Here is a 16163-nt window from a genome sequence, read left to right as displayed (position 1 = left end):
CCTTAATGGGTCAGGGTTGCCGTAGTGTCCGCGGTGCTTTTAGCCGGGGCGGCGACAGGGAGATAGTGAAGTTCGGCGCTTTTTGCCCATTGCTGGTAGCGCTGATAAAGCTGTTCGAAGCGTTGCGCCTGTTGGGCACGCGGCTGAAGAGTGTTTTCGACGGCACTCGCCATATGCTGCTGCGCGGTCGGGATGTCGGCATGGACGCCTGCGGCCACGGCGGCAAAAATCGCCGCGCCCAGGGCACAGCACTGATCGGAGGCCACAATCTGCAGCGGACGGTTCAGCACGTCGCAGCAGGCCTGCATGATCACCGGGTTTTTACGGGCGATGCCGCCCAGCGCCATCACGTTGTTCACGTCGATGCCCTGCCCGGTGAAGCACTCCATAATGGCGCGGGCGCCGAAGGCCGTTGCGGCAATCAGGCCGCCAAACAGCGCAGGCGCGTCGGTTGCCAGGTTGAGATCGGTAATCACCCCTTTCAGACGCTGGTTAGCGAACGGCGTGCGACGACCGTTAAACCAGTCCAGCACCACCGGGAGGTGATCGAGCGAGGGATTTTTCGCCCAGGCTTCGGTGAGCTGCGGCAGAAGCTGCTTTTTGCTGTCGGCTATCTGGGTTTTCAGTTCAGGATGCGCCGCCGCCAGCTGGTCCAGCGGCCAGCCCAGCACGCGGCCAAACCAGGCGTAGATATCGCCAAACGCGGACTGACCGGCTTCGAGGCCGATAAAGTCCGGCACCACGCTGCCGTCCACCTGGCCGCAGATGCCTTTTACCGCACGGTCGCCGACGGTGGCTTTATCCGCCGTCAGAATGTCGCAGGTGGAGGTGCCAATGACTTTTACCAGCGTGTTTGGCTGCGCGCCTGCGCCGACGGCGCCCATATGGCAGTCAAAGGCGCCGCCGGAGATCGCCACGTTCTGCGGCAGGCCGAGGCGTTTCGCCCACTCTTCGCAGAGCGTGCCGACCGGAATATCGGCGGTAAAGGTGTCGGTAAACAGCGGATATGTCAGGTTCTTGTTGATAATCGGGTCGAGCTCATCGAAGAACGCGGCTGGAGGCAGGCCGCTCCAGCTTTCATGCCATAACGATTTATGCCCGGCGCTGCAGCGGCCGCGGCGGATATCCTGTGGACGCGTGGTGCCGGAGAGCAGGGCAGGCACCCAGTCGCACAGCTCAATCCACGATGCGGCTGCCTGCGCAACGGAGGCGTCGGCGCGGGTAACGTGGAGGATCTTGGCCCAGAACCATTCACTGGAATAAATCCCGCCGATGTAGCGCGAGTAGTCGGTTTTGCCCGGCTGATGGCACAGGCGCGTGATGGCTTCAGCCTCTTCCACGGCGGCGTGGTCTTTCCACAGCACGAACATGGCGTTCGGGTTGTCGGCGAACTCCGGACGCAGCGCCAGCACGCGGCCTTCGGCATCCACCGGGGCAGGCGTTGAGCCGGTGCTGTCGACGCCAATCCCGACAATCTCCGCCCGCTGGGCGTCCGTCAGTTCAGCCAGGACGGTTTTGATCGCAGCTTCCATCGACTCGATATAGTCACGCGGGTGGTGGCGGAACTGGTTGTTTGGCGCATCGCAGTAGCGCCCCACTTGCCAGCGCGGGTACCACTCTACGCTGGTTGCTATCTCCTGACCGGACGTACAGTCCACTGCCAGCGCGCGAACCGAATCGCTGCCAAAATCGAGGCCAATCGCAATTGCCATGGTGTTGCTCCATCAAAAAACAGGTATGGAAGAACATTAGAGACTGGGGGCGAAAATCGTCAGGCAGGATCCGCTAATCTTATGGACTAAATTGCTGTTACGATTGAAAGTGTGACGCCGTGCAAATATTCAATGTGGACATTTCTGCCGCGCTTATAGACACTTTTGTTACTGCTTATCTGCTCATACTGGCGGAGAAATCAGAGAGAAAGGCTGAAACATGGCGGACGTAAAAGAGACATAATGCTTTTTGGATCTTTTTGCGGGCCATTTTTATACTGCTTTTAACGATATGGACAATTGGTTTCCTTCAGGACCGTTGGGAGTATTGAAATTATGGCTGAACCGCAAAATGATCCCCTGCTGCCGGGCTACTCGTTTAATGCTCACCTGGTGGCAGGGTTGACGCCCATTGAGGCTGAGGGCTATCTCGATTTCTATGTCGACCGACCGCTCGGAATGAAAGGGTATATTTTGAACCTCACCGTGCGCGGTGAAGGGGTCATCAAAAACGGCGATCAGCAGTTTATCTGCCGCCCCGGCGATATGCTGCTGTTCCCACCAGGGGAGATCCACCACTACGGCCGCCACCCGGATGCCAAAGAGTGGTATCACCAGTGGGTCTACTTCCGCCCGCGCGCCTACTGGCAGGAGTGGCTTTCGTGGCCCGCCATTTTTGCGCATACCGGCTTTTATCGCCCGGATGAGGCGCATCTGTCGCAGTTTCGCGAGCTGTTTGCCCAGATTATTGAGGCGGGACAGGCGGGCGGACGCTACGCCGAACTGCTGGCGATTAACCTGCTTGAACAGGTGCTGCTGCGCCGGATGGAAGCGATCAATGAATCGCTTAACCCGCCGCTGGATAACCGCGTCCGCGACGCCTGCCAGTACATCAGCGATCATCTGGCCGACAGCCAGTTTGATATTGCCAGCGTCGCCCAGCACGTTTGCCTGTCCCCTTCGCGCCTGTCGCATCTGTTCCGCCAGCAGCTTGGCGTGAGCGTGCTGAGCTGGCGCGAAGATCAGCGCATCAGCCAGGCGAAGCTGCTGCTCAGCACCACTCGAATGCCTATTGCCACCGTGGGGCGCAACGTGGGCTTCGAAGATCAGCTCTATTTCTCTCGCGTATTTAAAAAATGCACCGGGGCCAGCCCGAGCGAATTCCGTGCGGGATGTGAATAAACGGTAAACATTCAGGTGAACTTCAGGAGCATCTTGTAAACTATTCAGACAATTGATGCCTTGACGCGGTGCGGGGCGCTAAGCAGAATCGCTGATTCGTTTTCTGACCGGAATAGTTATGCAGGCATTGCTGGAACACTTTATTACCCAGTCCGTTATGTACTCGCTCATCGCCGTGGCGCTGGTGGCGTTTCTGGAATCGCTGGCGCTGGTTGGGCTGATCCTGCCCGGCACCGTGATGATGGCGGGGCTTGGCGCACTTATCGGCAGCGGTGAGGTTAATTTCTGGCAGGCGTGGATGGCCGGTATCGTCGGCTGTTTGCTGGGCGACTGGATCTCCTTCTGGCTGGGCTGGCGCTTTAAAAAGCCGCTGCACCGCTGGTCATTTATGAAAAAGAACAAGGCGCTGCTGGATAAAACCGAGCACGCGCTGCATCAGCACAGCATGTTCACCATCCTCGTCGGCCGCTTTGTTGGGCCAACGCGTCCGCTGGTACCGATGGTGGCCGGTATGCTTGATCTGCCCGTTGCGAAATTCGTGGTGCCGAACATTATCGGCTGTGTCTTCTGGCCGCCGTTTTACTTCCTGCCCGGCATCCTGGCCGGAGCGGCAATTGATATTCCTGACGGAATGCAAAGCGGCGAGTTTAAGTGGCTGCTGCTGGGCACGGCGGTACTGCTGTGGCTGGCGGTCTGGCTCTGCTGGCGGCTATGGCGCAGCGCGAAAGCCAACGTCGATCGCCTGACGCGCTATCTCCCGCGCACTCGCCTGCTCTGGCTGGCCCCGCTGACGCTGGGTGTGGCTGTCGTGGCGCTGGTGGCGCTGATTCGCCACCCGCTGATGCCGGTGTACGGCGAGATTTTATTAAAAGTGGTGAGCCGTTAAGGTGCTTTCCCTCTCCCGGTGGGAGAGGGTGAGGGCATCAGACCGCACAAGGTAGAAGCAAAACGGCAACGGGTTGCCGTTTTTGATGTTTGTACCCTCTCCCTGTGGGAGAGGGCCAGGGTGAGGGCATCAGACCTCACGAATACCTAAAAGTGAAGACGCCCCCGCTTTACCACTCAGCAGTTCTTCTGTTTTTCCATCCCACAAAATACGCCCTTCGGCAATGACCACCGATCGCGGCGCAATCCGCGCGGCATCCTCAATACTGTGCGACACCATCAGCATCGTCAGCTGCTGGCGCTGGCAGACGTCCTGCACCAGGGCGAGCATCTCCTGACGCAGCGCAGGATCGAGCGCAGAGAAGGGTTCATCCAGCAGCAGCACCGGCTGCGCGCGCACCAGACAGCGTGCCAGCGCCACGCGCTGACGCTGGCCGCCGGAAAGCTCACCCGGCAGCCTGTCGATGAACCCGGTGATCCCCATTTGCGCGGCAATACTCTCCAGCTTTTGGCGCTGGGCTTCGTTCAGCTTGAGTCTCGGATGCATCCCCAGCGCGATGTTTTGTCGCACCGTCAGATGGTTAAAGAGGTTGTTTTCCTGAAACAGCATCGAGACCGGACGCTTTGCCGGCGGAGTTCGGGTATGGTCCCGGTTTTCAATCACTATCGATCCGCTCGCCGGTTGCAGAAAACCGGCAATCAAATTAAGCAGCGTACTTTTCCCCGCGCCGCTTGGGCCAAGTACGGCGATCATCTCCCCCTGACGCACGGAGAGCGTGAAGCGCATCGGCAGATGCTGATAAAGCCAGGTTACATCAGTCAGTTCTAACATCACGCCCCGGAAGTTTTTCGATAACGGTGAATAACGCAAAGCACAGCAGCAGCAGTAAGAGTGCCGTGACGGCCCCATCCTGGCTGCGGTAGGAGCCAATTTGCTGGTAAAGCCAGAACGGCAGGGTGCGGAAGTCTTCATTACCGAAGAGCGCCACCACGCCAAAATCCCCAATCGACAGCACGCAGGCAAAGGCCAGCGCCTGGGCGAGCGGTCGTTTCAGGGCGCGGAGTTCCACCACTTTCAGCCGCTGCCAGCCCTGCATGCCCAGCGACTGACACAGCAAACCGTAGCGGCTGTTCACGTCGCGCATCGGGTTTTCCAGCACTTTGAGCGCGTAAGGAATAGCCATCAGTGCGTTGGTGAAAATCACAATGCCGTCGGCGCTTTCCGGCAGGCCGATGGTGCTGTTGAACAGCAGGAAGAAGCCCGTCGCGAGCACGATGCCCGGCATCGCCAGAATCAACATACCCGTCAGCTCCAGCATTTGACCGGCTTTACGGGCCTGACGCGCGTAGAGTTCGCGGCTGCTCCACAGCAGCATCATGGTCAGCATGACGCAGACCAGCCCGGCAGCCAGCGCTATGCGTACCGAGGTCCAGGTTGCCTGCCAGAGCACGGGCTGTTGCAACACGGACACAAGATTGAGGTTCAGTCCGTCAACGATAACGGCCAGAAGCGGCGGCAGCAGTAGCAGGAGCGCCAGCGCAATCAGGATAAAATCGATGACGCGGCTGTGCAGGCTATCCTGCGGATCGCGCCAGCCTGCTATCTGATTACTGCCGGGAGGAAGGGTTTTACTCAGCCGCTGGCTGAGTAGCACCAGTGCGAGACAGCAAATCATCTGCACCATCGCCAGCAGCGCGGCGCGGCCCGGATCGTAGTCGTAACTCAGCGCCTGGTAGATCGCCAGCTCGATGGTGGTGGCCTGCGGCCCGCCGCCGAGAGACAGCACGGTGGCAAAGCTGGCAAAGCAGAGCATGAAGATTAATGCCGACACGGGCGGGATCTGGCGGCGCAGCCACGGCCATTCTACGAAGCGGAAGAAAGACACGCCGCGCATGCCTAGCTGGGCGGCAATCTGGCGCTGTTCGCCGGGTATGTTTTCCAGCGCCTGCAAAAAGAGGCGCGTCGCCATCGGCATATTGAAAAAGACGTGCGCGAGCAGAATGCCCTTCAGTCCGTAGGGCGAGAAGGTCCACTCTAGCCCTGAAATCGCAAAAAGCGAGGCCAGCCAGCCCTGACGGCCATACACGCTCAGGATGCCAAATACGGCTACCAGCACCGGCAGGATCAGCGTCATGGCGCACAGGCGCAGCAGCGCCTGCCTGCCGGGAAAACGCCGCCGATACAGTGCTCGCGCAAGAAAAATGGCCGGGATCACCGAGAGCAGGGCAGAAAGAAACGCCTGCCAGAAGGAGAATCGGATCACGTGCCAGAGGTAGCTGTCGTGCCAGAGGGCGAGCAGGTCACTCTCCGGCGCGTTAAACCACAGCGCAAGGAATGCCCCCAGGCTGACCGCCACCATCAGCAGGGCGGCGAGCAGACCGGGGATTAACCAGCCGGGAATCAACGGCTGACGGCGCGTTGCCATTCACTTACCCATGCGGCACGCTGCGCGGCGACCTGCTGCGGCGTAAATTCCAGCGAGGTTGTTGGTTTGGTTAGCTGCTCGAAACCTGCTGGCAGCGCAACGTTCGTGACGGGATACATCCAGTTACCTGCCGGGATGGCGTTCTGGAACGCCGGTGAAACCATAAATTTCAGGAACTTTTCGGCCAGTTCCGGCTGTTTGCTGGCAGCGGTACGCGCTGCCACTTCCACCTGCAGGTAGTGACCTTCAGCAAAATTCGCTGCGGCGTAGTTGTCTTTCTTCTCGGCAATGATGTGATAGGCCGGAGAGGTGGTGTAGCTCAGCACCAGATCGCTTTCGCCTTTCAGGAACAGGCCATAGGCTTCGCTCCAGCCTTTGGTCACGGTGACGGTTTTGGCGGCCAGTTTTTGCCACGCTTCCGGCGCTTTATCGCCATAGACCTTTTGCATCCACAGCAGCAGGCCCAGCCCCGGCGTACTGGTACGCGGATCTTCATAAATCACGCGCCACTTTTGCTCGCTCTCGACCAGCTCTTTCAGGCTTTTCGGCGGGTTTTTCAGCTTGTTTTTGTCATAAACAAAAGCAAAGTAGCCGTAATCGAACGGTACAAAGGTGTCGTTTTCCCAGCCGCCCGGCACGTTAACGGTATTTGCCGCGACGCCGCTTTTGGCAAACAGTTTGGTTTGCGAGGCAGCGTCCAGCAGGTTGTTATCCAGCCCGAGCACTACGTCAGCCTTGCTGTTTTTCCCTTCCATACGCAGGCGGTTGAGCAGTGACACGCCATCTTCCAGCGCGACGAACTTCAGCTCGCAGTTGCAGTCGGCTTCAAAGGCTTTTTTGACTACCGGGCCAGGGCCCCAGTCGGCAGAGAAGGAGTCATAGGTGTAGACCGTCAGGACGGGCTTCGCAAAAGCAGGCAGCGCAAACAGCGCCAGCAGGGGAAGAACTTTTTTTAACACTTTGCACCTCAAAGTTGAGTGGCAAAGGATTTTGAGCGACAGCCTCAAATCCCTTCGCCGGCGTTATCCGGATCAGGTTCGACGGGTATTATCTCAGCGCACATCAGTGATGCAGCACCCCGTTGAGAACGGCGCTATTGTAATGATTTGGTGAATATTACGAAAGCGTTATGGCTCCGGCGGTGCAAACCAGGCGGATTTAAAATCAAACCAGCCCAGGGTATTCATCCGCAGGCCGCGCATGCTGCGCTGTCCCTGGATCATCAGCCAGTGGTGTATCAGCGGCACGATCGCCTGTTCGGCAAGTAACGCCTGGCACCACGTGGCTAAATTCATCTCGCCCGCGCGCCACAAGGCGGCGTCCTGCTGCCAGTCTCGATCGATGCAGTGCTGGATCAGCGGGACTTCATACAGGTGCGAGAAGAGCGAGAAATCGAGCGGCAGGGTGAAGTTGGCGCTGTTCAGCCAGATATCACTGGTGATATCTCCCTGGTGCCATTCATCATAGTCAACTTCTTTGACCTCCAGCGTTACCCCTTCGGCCGCCAGCAGTCGGGTCATGATTCTGGCGATAAAACGATGCTCCACATGCTCGCGGTAGTAGGTTAGGGTGATGGACTCCAGCCCTGCGGGCTTTTCGCTACGCGCTGGACGAGCGTGGTGCCAGCGTGGAAGCAGGCCGTAGGCCGGGAACCACCAGGCCTGATACTGAACGTCGGCATGATAAATCAGATTCGCAGGGGCCAGAATGTGGCTGATCCACTCACGCACCTGAGGATTTGCGCCGCGATGGGTGCGGCGGTCAAACAGCAGATAATAACAGCCCTCTTCAAGGCGGCTCTCGACGGCCTTTTCGCCTGTCGTCGGCCCTTCCAGCGTCAGCCCGGCGCTCAGCTCTTCATTGAGATCCGGCAATACCCACACGTTCACTTCGTCGATCAGCGCCCGATAGCCAAAATAGTCATCAAAGGCGCGGATCTTCAGCTGGTTGCTGTTGTTTCGGGAGACGGCATAAGGGCCGGTACCAATTGGCTGGCTGGCGAAATTATTCAGCGATTCCCACTCGCCGGGCAAAATCATCGACGGCACATAGCCCAGCAGCCAGGGGAGCCACTTATCCTGCTGCGACAGTTCAATATCAAGCGTCCACGCCGTAGGGGAGTGGACGCGCGAAATATGTGAGTAGAGGGGGAGCTTGCGGGCGCGTTCCAGAGAAGAGATGACGTCGCTCATTTCCAGCTCGCGGCCATGATGAAAATGGATGCCGGGGCGTAAAAAGAAGCGCCAGTGGAGTGAAGAGAGTTGCTGCCAGTGGTGCGCGATATCGGCTTCCAGTTCCCCGTTTTCCTCATTTATCCGCGTCAGCCCGCTGAAGATTTGCCGGGCCATATGGGTTTCAGATCGCCGTAACGCCGTGCCGGGCAACAGATTTTTCATTGGACGGTAGTAAAGCACCCGCAGAATATGGCGGCCCTGACGAAAGCTGCGCCCCAGATGGGAAACCAGCATCTGGCGCACGGCGGCTTTGTCGCCCACCAGCTGTACCAGCTGCTCGATGCGGTCCTGTTCCAGCAGGTCTTCCGCCCGCTGCTGCTGCAGCGCCAGGCCGGTGTAGAGGAACGTCAGGCGCGAGCGCTTGCCGCGTCCCGCTTCGGCTTCCCAGTTTAGCCAGCCCTGCTGCTGCATGGTGTTGAGCAGCGTGCGCATGTGTCGGCGCGAACAGTTGAGCAGATCAGCCAGCTCGTTCAGCGTGGTCTCCTGCGATTGCCCCTCGCAGCACTGCCAGAGGCGGATAAATTGTTGTTGCAGACGACCAGAAGGCATAAAAGGGGAACTCCTGACAAAAAACCAGCAATTTATTAATCCCTATATTAGGACAATAATCCTTCCCGATGAAGTGAGGAGGTAAATTATGAAGAGGTCTACCGCACGTCAGTTTTACCAGCAGTACTTTTCAGCGACAAAAGGATTGTCCTGGCTGGCCCGCCAGTGTGCAGAGCAACGGCTGAAAACGTTAGAAGAATTGATGCAGTGGGACGTTACGAAACCGACCTCTTCTCGCTAACTCGCCTCGATCATGTGTGACTGAGTATTGGTGCTAATCACCCGCCAGCAAAATGTTTTTGCTGGCTTTTTTCGTTTACTATTTCACCCAATTTCGATTCGCTTTCACAAGGACTTGCGCATGCTGTGGTTGATGACGATGGGGCGACGCCTGAACGGCGTGTATGCCGCTTTTATGCTGGTCGCCTTTATGATGGGCGTGGCGGGGGCGCTTCAGGCACCGACGCTGAGCCTGTTTCTCAGCCGCGAGGTGGGGGCGCAGCCGTTTTGGGTGGGGCTGTTTTATACCGTCAACGCCATTGCCGGGATCCTGGTCAGCCTGTGGCTGGCAAAACGATCCGACAGTCAGGGTGACAGGCGCAAGCTGATCCTCTTTTGCTGTGTGATGGCCGTAGGCAACGCGCTGCTGTTTGCCTTTAACCGTCATTATTTGACCCTCATTACCTGCGGCGTGCTGCTGGCGTCACTGGCGAACACTACCATGCCGCAGCTGTTCGCGCTGGCTCGCGAATACGCCGATAGCTCGGCGCGGGAAGTGGTGATGTTTAGCTCCGTGATGCGCGCGCAGCTCTCGCTGGCGTGGGTCATTGGACCGCCGCTGGCCTTCATGCTGGCATTGAACTACGGCTTCACCACCATGTTCTCCATTGCCGCCGGGATTTTTGTCATCAGTCTGGCATTGATTGCCTTCGCACTGCCGTCTGTGGCGCGTGTCGAACAGACGACGGATACACCTGTCACCCAGGTGAGCGGCTGGCAGGACAAAAACGTCCGCATGCTGTTTATTGCCTCCACGCTGATGTGGACCTGCAACACCATGTATATCATTGATATGCCGCTGTGGATCAGCAGCGATCTGGGTTTACCGGACAAGCTCGCGGGGATCCTTATGGGGACCGCCGCCGGGCTGGAAATTCCGGCAATGATTCTGGCGGGATACTACGTTAAGCGCTTCGGAAAGCGTCGGATGATGATTGTCGCCGTGGCGGCCGGGGTGCTGTTCTACGCGGGGTTGATTCTTTTCCATTCACGTGAAGCGTTGCTGGCGCTGCAGCTGTTTAACGCCGTGTTTATTGGGATTGTTGCCGGGATCGGCATGCTCTGGTTCCAGGATTTAATGCCGGGCCGCGCTGGCTCTGCAACCACGCTTTTCACCAACAGCATTTCAACGGGCGTTATTCTGGCAGGGGTGATTCAGGGCGCGCTGGCGCAAAGTTACGGGCATGGCTCAGTTTACTGGATGATTGCCGCGATTTCGGTGGTTACGCTTGGGCTGACCTGCCGGGTTAAGGATGTCTGATTCTGGAAGGCGGCTTCACGAAATGAAACGACTTTCTGACAGGTACCAGGAAGGAGAATAGAGTGCGTGGCGGGTGCTTGAGGCTGTTTGCCTCAGGCTTTCGCAAGAGGCAAACAGTGGAGAGTCCCACATCAAAAAACTGATGGGGAGACTAACTTCACGACCGACATTGCGAGGTTAGTCTCTTCATTGCCGAAAAGCAATAAGGAGGCTGGAATGCCAAAACGTACTCTGCTGTTAGGTTTGTTTCTGATCTGTACGACGTTGTTGATCTTCACCTGGATGGTGCGTGACTCGCTGTGTGAGCTGCACTTCAGACAGGAGAAAACAGAGCTGGCGGCAGTGTTGGCTTACGAAGCAAAACGTTAGCGGTATTGGCGGGGAAGTTTCCCCGCCTCTCCAGAGTGGTTGAGCCTCAACGCACCCTTATCAATGGCCCGCGCCCTGCGGGCCATTGCCTTTAGCCCATAAACGCAGGCTGTTTTTTCTCGTACGCAGAGATAGCGTCTTCGTGCTGGAGAGTTAAACCAATACTGTCGAGACCGTTCAGCATGCAGTGACGGCGGAACGCATCAATGCTGAAGCTGTAGGTCTTATCCCCGGCTTTCACCACTTCCGCTTCCAGATCCACTTCAAACGATATGCCCGGATTTGCCTGCACCAGCGCAAACAGCTCATCGACCTGTTCATCGCTCAGCGTGACCGGCAGCAGCTGGTTGTTGAAGCTGTTGCCGTAGAAGATATCCGCGAAGCTCGGGGCAATGACCACTTTAAAGCCGTAGTCCGTGAGCGCCCACGGCGCATGTTCACGGGATGAACCGCAGCCAAAGTTTTCCCGCGCCAGCAAAATGGAGGCGCCTTTGTATTCCGGAAAATTCAGCACGAATTCCGGATTAGGTACTTCGCCTTTATCGTCCAAGAAACGCCAGTCGTTGAACAGGTGTGCACCAAAACCGGTGCGGGTGACTTTCTGCAAAAACTGCTTAGGAATGATCGCATCAGTATCGACGTTAGCGGCGTCCAGCGGGACAACCCGGCCTGTATGTTGGGTAAATTTCTCTGCCATGATTGTCTCCTTATTTGAGGCTGCGAATATCGGCGAAATGACCGGTAACTGCCGCAGCGGCGGCCATTGCCGGGCTGACCAGATGGGTGCGCCCACCTCGGCCCTGACGGCCTTCAAAGTTACGGTTGCTGGTGGATGCGCAGCGCTCGCCCGGATTCAGGCGGTCGTTGTTCATCGCCAGACACATGGAGCAGCCAGGCAGACGCCATTCGAAGCCTGCTTCAATGAAGATCTTATCCAGACCTTCTGCTTCCGCCTGCGCCTTCACCGGACCGGAGCCTGGAACCACCAGCGCCTGCACGCCTGGTGCTACTTTGCGGCCTTTGGCAATCTCGGCGGCGGCACGCAAATCTTCGATACGGGAGTTGGTGCAGGAACCGATAAAGACTTTATCAATGGTTACGTCGGTCAACGGAACGCCAGGTTTCAGCCCCATATAGGCCAGCGCTTTTTCTGCACTGGCACGTTCGACCGGATCGGCGAAAGACGCCGGATCGGGGATGCTGTCGTTGACGGAAATCACCTGACCCGGGTTGGTGCCCCAGGTAACCTGCGGCGCAATCTCTTCTGCCTGCAGCGTGACAACGGTATCAAAGCTCGCACCGTCGTCGGTTTTCAGGGTCTTCCAGTATTCGACGGCATCGACATAATTCTGTTCTTTTGGCGCGTGCAGACGGCCCTTGACGTAGTTGAATGTGGTTTCGTCCGGCGCGACCAGACCGGCTTTGGCGCCCATTTCAATGGCCATATTGCACAGGGTCATACGCCCTTCCATGCTCAGCGCCTGAATGGCTTCACCGCAGAACTCAACAACGTGGCCGGTACCGCCCGCGCTGCCGGTTTTGCCGATGATCGCCAGCACGATGTCTTTCGCGGTGATGCCCGGCGCGGCTTTACCTTTTACCTCAATCTTCATGGTTTTGGCGCGACCCTGCTTCAGGGTCTGCGTTGCCAGAACATGTTCCACTTCGGAAGTGCCAATCCCGAACGCCAGCGCGCCAAACGCGCCGTGGGTCGCGGTATGGGAGTCACCGCACACGATGGTCATGCCCGGCAGGGTGATACCCTGTTCTGGCCCCATCACGTGGACGATGCCCTGATAGGGATGGTTCAGGTCGTACAGCTCAACGCCAAACTCGTTGCAGTTCTTAATCAGCTCCTGCATCTGAATGCGGGCCATCTCACCTGAGGCATTAATGTCTTTGGTCTGGGTGGAAACGTTGTGATCCATCGTCGCGAAGGTTTTACCCGGCTGACGTACCGGGCGCTTGTGCGCGCGCAGGCCGTCAAATGCCTGAGGTGAGGTCACTTCGTGCACCAGGTGGCGGTCAATGTACAGCAGCGGGGTTTCGTTTGGCGCCTCGTAGACAACGTGCGCATCAAACAACTTTTCATATAACGTCTTAGCCATGATTACACCCCTTCAGCGACATAGCGGGCAATAATGTCGCCCATTTCATCGGTACTGACTGCTGCCGTGCCGCGTGCCAAATCACCGGTACGGACGCCTTCTTCTAACGCCCGGTTAATGGCGTTTTCAATTGCGGTTGCTGCATCGCCAGCATCGAGACTGTAGCGCAGCAGCAGGGCCAGGGAGAGGATCTGCGCAATCGGGTTGGCAATGTTTTTGCCTGCGATATCCGGTGCGGAGCCGCCCGCAGGCTCGTACAGGCCAAAGCCTTCTTCATTCAGGCTGGCTGACGGCAGCATGCCCATGGAGCCCGTGATCATCGCGCACTCGTCAGAGAGGATATCGCCGAACAGGTTGGAGCACAGCAGCACGTCAAACTGGGACGGATCCTTAATCAACTGCATGGTCGCGTTGTCGATGTACATGTGCGACAGCGCGACGTCCGGGTACTGCTTAGCGACTTCGCTGACGATCTCGCGCCACAAAATGGACGACTGCAGCACGTTCGCTTTGTCAATGGAGGTCACTTTATGGCGGCGTTTGCGCGCCGACTCAAACGCGATATGGGCGATACGTTCGATTTCGAAACGGTGATACACCTCGGTGTCGAACGCTTTCTCGTGTTGTCCGCTGCCTTCGCGTCCTTTAGGCTGACCGAAATAGATACCACCGGTCAGTTCACGCACGCACAGAATGTCGAAACCGTTGGCGGCGATATCCGCGCGCAGCGGGCAGAACTCTTCCAGACCCTGATACAGCTTCGCCGGACGCAGGTTGCTGAACAGCTTGAAATGTTTACGCAGCGGCAGCAGCGCGCCGCGCTCTGGCTGCTCTGCTGGCGGCAGGTGTTCCCATTTCGGGCCACCGACGGAACCAAACAGCACGGCATCGGCATTTTCACAGCCTTCCACGGTCGCTTTCGGCAGTGGCGTACCGTGGTTATCAATCGCAATACCGCCCACGTCGTAGTGGCTGGTGGTAATTTTCATCGCAAAACGCGCGCGAACGGCTTCCAGTACTTTCAGCGCCTGTGCCATCACTTCCGGACCAATACCGTCGCCCGGTAACACAGCAATATGGTAATTCTTCGACATTACACGGTTTCCTTGTTGTTCTCTTTATTCTGAGCTTTGCGTTGCAACTCTTTTTCGACTTCGGCGGCGCGCCAGATGTTGTTCAGAACATGCACCATCGCTTTCGCGGAGGATTCAACGATATCGGTCGCCAGGCCAACGCCGTGGAAGCGTCGGCCGTTGTAATTCACCACGATATCCACCTGACCCAGCGCGTCTTTACCGTGCCCTTTAGCCGTCAGGTCATATTTCACCAGCTCAACGTCGTACTCGGTAACGCGGTTAATCGCCTGGTAGATGGCATCGACGGGGCCGTTACCGTTAGCGGCCTCTGCTTTAATTTCATCACCGCAGGCCAGTTTGACCGAGGCGGTGGCGATGTCGCTGGAGCCGGACTGCACATTGAAGTAATCCAGACGGAAGTGCTCAGGCTCTTCCTGCTGCTTGTTAATAAAGGCCAGCGCTTCCAGGTCATAGTCGAACACCTGACCTTTTTTGTCGGCCAGCTTCAGGAACGCGTCGTACAGCTGATCCATGTTGTAATCGCTCTCCTGATAACCCATCTCTTCCATGCGGTGCTTAACCGCAGCACGGCCAGAGCGAGAGGTCAGGTTCAGCTGCACCTGGTTCAGGCCGATGGATTCCGGGGTCATGATTTCGTAGTTTTCACGGTTCTTCAGCACGCCATCCTGATGAATACCAGAGGAGTGCGCGAAGGCACCGGTGCCGACAATCGCTTTGTTGGCCGGAATCGGCATGTTGCAGATCTGGCTGACGGTCTGGCTGGTGCGCCAGATTTCATTGTGATTAATGCGCGTATTCACATTCATAATGTCTTTGCGCACTTTGATCGCCATGATCACTTCTTCCAGCGAACAGTTACCTGCACGTTCACCGATACCGTTCATCGCGCCTTCTACCTGACGCGCACCGGCGTGAACGGCCGCAATGGCATTCCCCACGGCCAGGCCCAAATCATCATGGGTGTGAACTGAGATAATAGCTTTATCAATATTTGGTACGCGGTCATACAGGCCGGTGATGATGTTGGAGAACTCAAACGGCATGGTGTAGCCGACGGTGTCCGGGATGTTGATGGTTTTTGCGCCCGCATTGATCGCGGCTTCGACGACGCGCGCCAAATCCTCGATTGGTGTACGACCCGCATCTTCACAAGAGAATTCAACGTCATCCGTATAGTTACGTGCGCGCTTGACCATATACACCGCACGTTCGATAACCTCATCCAGCGTGCTGCGCAATTTGGTTGCGATATGCATAGGCGAGGTCGCAATAAAGGTGTGGATACGGAAGGCTTCAGCCACTTTCAGCGACTCGGCAGCAACGTCAATGTCTTTCTCTACGCAGCGTGCCAGGCCACATACGCGGCTGTTTTTAATGGTGCGCGCAATGGTTTGTACAGATTCAAAATCACCCGGTGAAGAGACGGGGAAACCCACTTCCATCACGTCGACGCCCATACGTTCGAGAGCCAGCGCAATCTGCAGTTTCTCTTTTACACTCAGGCTCGCCTGTAATGCCTGTTCACCGTCACGTAAAGTGGTATCGAAAATAATGACTTGCTGGCTCATGGGTTAGGTCCTTGTCAGTCTTAGGGCGCCTTGCTACGAGCATAAAAAAACCCGCGCAATGGCGCGGGTTTTTAGTCTTACTGGTGACGATTCAACGCTGAATTTCGCCCGCCAGTCTACCGCGCACAGTGGATGCGTTTAGTAGTAGTAGACCGGTGAAACGAATGATGCGTGTCATGAATCGTGCTCCGTTAAATTCAATATGCTTTTAGTGGTACTGGATACGACTGTTCATGTCAACCCTTGGTGACAAATTTACACCTGCTGGCACGATCGCACTGATTATTGCATTTAGCTAATTGTGCTGGCTTTCTCGTTTACGACCTCTTTAATTGTCTATTTTTGGACTTGAAATTTATCACCGGAATGATTTCAATATATTTAGTATCAATTGAACATACTTTGTTTGTCATCGCGCCAGGGATTGAAATGTGTGTTATTTCATTAATTTATGCGCGTGGTGAATGATTCGGAAACGAATGCGTTAGGCGTA

15 protein-coding genes and 1 riboswitch are annotated in these 16163 nt (G+C 56.9%); of the genes, 5 read left to right on the top strand and 10 right to left on the bottom strand.

The window, feature by feature from the left end; genetic code table 11:
- Window positions 1–2 precede the first annotated feature (2 nt).
- Entirely contained in the window at window positions 3–1712 is a 1710-nt protein-coding gene (gene araB / locus ACTJJA_RS10220) for a ribulokinase (RefSeq protein WP_440667807.1), read from the bottom strand.
- A 336-nt stretch (window positions 1713–2048) separates the two neighbouring features.
- Here araB and araC point away from each other — a divergent pair, with 336 nt between their 5' ends.
- Window positions 2049–2894, top strand: a complete 846-nt coding sequence (gene araC, locus ACTJJA_RS10215) for an arabinose operon transcriptional regulator AraC (protein WP_089599198.1) — start codon at window positions 2049–2051, stop codon at window positions 2892–2894.
- Window positions 2895–3012: 118 nt separating this feature from the next.
- Window positions 3013–3780: a DedA family protein gene (locus ACTJJA_RS10210; RefSeq protein ID WP_010427019.1), complete on the top strand. Its 768-nt coding sequence runs from the start codon at window positions 3013–3015 to the stop codon at window positions 3778–3780.
- A 129-nt stretch (window positions 3781–3909) separates the two neighbouring features.
- Here ACTJJA_RS10210 and thiQ read toward each other — a convergent pair whose 3' ends face one another.
- From thiQ to sgrR, 4 genes are all read right to left on the bottom strand, one after another.
- A complete protein-coding gene (thiQ, locus tag ACTJJA_RS10205; protein ID WP_440667804.1) occupies window positions 3910–4611 on the bottom strand; it encodes a thiamine ABC transporter ATP-binding protein ThiQ in 702 nt (233 codons plus the stop codon).
- Window positions 4595–6205 carry a thiamine/thiamine pyrophosphate ABC transporter permease ThiP gene (gene thiP, locus ACTJJA_RS10200; RefSeq protein ID WP_440667802.1) on the bottom strand — a complete coding sequence of 537 codons (1611 nt, stop codon included), beginning with the start codon at window positions 6203–6205 and terminating at the stop codon, window positions 4595–4597. The genes thiQ and thiP overlap by 17 nt, the downstream gene beginning before the upstream one ends.
- Entirely contained in the window at window positions 6181–7164 is a 984-nt protein-coding gene (thiB, locus tag ACTJJA_RS10195) for a thiamine ABC transporter substrate binding subunit (protein ID WP_440667800.1), read from the bottom strand. Before thiB ends, thiP begins: the two co-directional genes overlap by 25 nt.
- Before the next feature lie 31 nt (window positions 7165–7195).
- Window positions 7196–7296, bottom strand: a riboswitch (TPP riboswitch).
- A gap of 36 nt (window positions 7297–7332) precedes the next feature.
- A complete protein-coding gene (gene sgrR / locus ACTJJA_RS10190) occupies window positions 7333–8988 on the bottom strand; it encodes an HTH-type transcriptional regulator SgrR (RefSeq protein ID WP_010427012.1) in 1656 nt (551 codons plus the stop codon).
- Between the two features lie 88 nt (window positions 8989–9076).
- Here sgrR and sgrT point away from each other — a divergent pair, with 88 nt between their 5' ends.
- From sgrT to ACTJJA_RS10175, 3 genes are all read left to right on the top strand, one after another.
- A complete protein-coding gene (gene sgrT, locus ACTJJA_RS10185; protein WP_010427011.1) occupies window positions 9077–9229 on the top strand; it encodes a glucose uptake inhibitor SgrT in 153 nt (50 codons plus the stop codon).
- 120 nt (window positions 9230–9349) lie between these two features.
- Window positions 9350–10528 (top strand): sugar efflux transporter, encoded by a 1179-nt coding sequence (locus tag ACTJJA_RS10180; RefSeq protein ID WP_440667798.1) that lies wholly within the window; start codon window positions 9350–9352, stop codon window positions 10526–10528.
- Between the two features lie 216 nt (window positions 10529–10744).
- On the top strand, window positions 10745–10897 hold the full coding sequence (locus ACTJJA_RS10175; protein ID WP_010427008.1) for a Hok/Gef family protein: 153 nt from the start codon (window positions 10745–10747) through the stop codon (window positions 10895–10897).
- A 91-nt stretch (window positions 10898–10988) separates the two neighbouring features.
- On the opposite strand, the gene leuD is transcribed toward ACTJJA_RS10175, so the two are convergent.
- From leuD to leuL, 5 genes are all read right to left on the bottom strand, one after another.
- Complete coding sequence (gene leuD, locus ACTJJA_RS10170; protein WP_003856384.1) at window positions 10989–11594, bottom strand: 3-isopropylmalate dehydratase small subunit; 606 nt, start codon at window positions 11592–11594, stop codon at window positions 10989–10991.
- 10 nt (window positions 11595–11604) lie between these two features.
- Window positions 11605–13005, bottom strand: a complete 1401-nt coding sequence (gene leuC / locus ACTJJA_RS10165; RefSeq protein ID WP_089599191.1) for a 3-isopropylmalate dehydratase large subunit — start codon at window positions 13003–13005, stop codon at window positions 11605–11607.
- 2 nt (window positions 13006–13007) lie between these two features.
- Window positions 13008–14099, bottom strand: a complete 1092-nt coding sequence (leuB, locus tag ACTJJA_RS10160; protein ID WP_023310385.1) for a 3-isopropylmalate dehydrogenase — start codon at window positions 14097–14099, stop codon at window positions 13008–13010.
- The gene (leuA, locus tag ACTJJA_RS10155; RefSeq protein WP_440667794.1) at window positions 14099–15670 is read right to left on the bottom strand and encodes a 2-isopropylmalate synthase; all 1572 of its coding nucleotides are present in this window, start codon (window positions 15668–15670) and stop codon (window positions 14099–14101) included. The genes leuB and leuA overlap by 1 nt, the downstream gene beginning before the upstream one ends.
- A gap of 91 nt (window positions 15671–15761) precedes the next feature.
- A complete protein-coding gene (gene leuL, locus ACTJJA_RS10150; RefSeq protein WP_071985395.1) occupies window positions 15762–15848 on the bottom strand; it encodes a leu operon leader peptide in 87 nt (28 codons plus the stop codon).
- Window positions 15849–16163: the final 315 nt, after the last annotated feature.

It is taken from the genome of Enterobacter sp. 22452, assembly GCF_052045065.1.
Classification (GTDB): Bacteria; Pseudomonadota; Gammaproteobacteria; order Enterobacterales; family Enterobacteriaceae; genus Enterobacter; species Enterobacter mori.
Note: the sequence above shows the minus strand (reverse complement) of the source record. Positions and strands in the feature narration are given on the sequence as shown.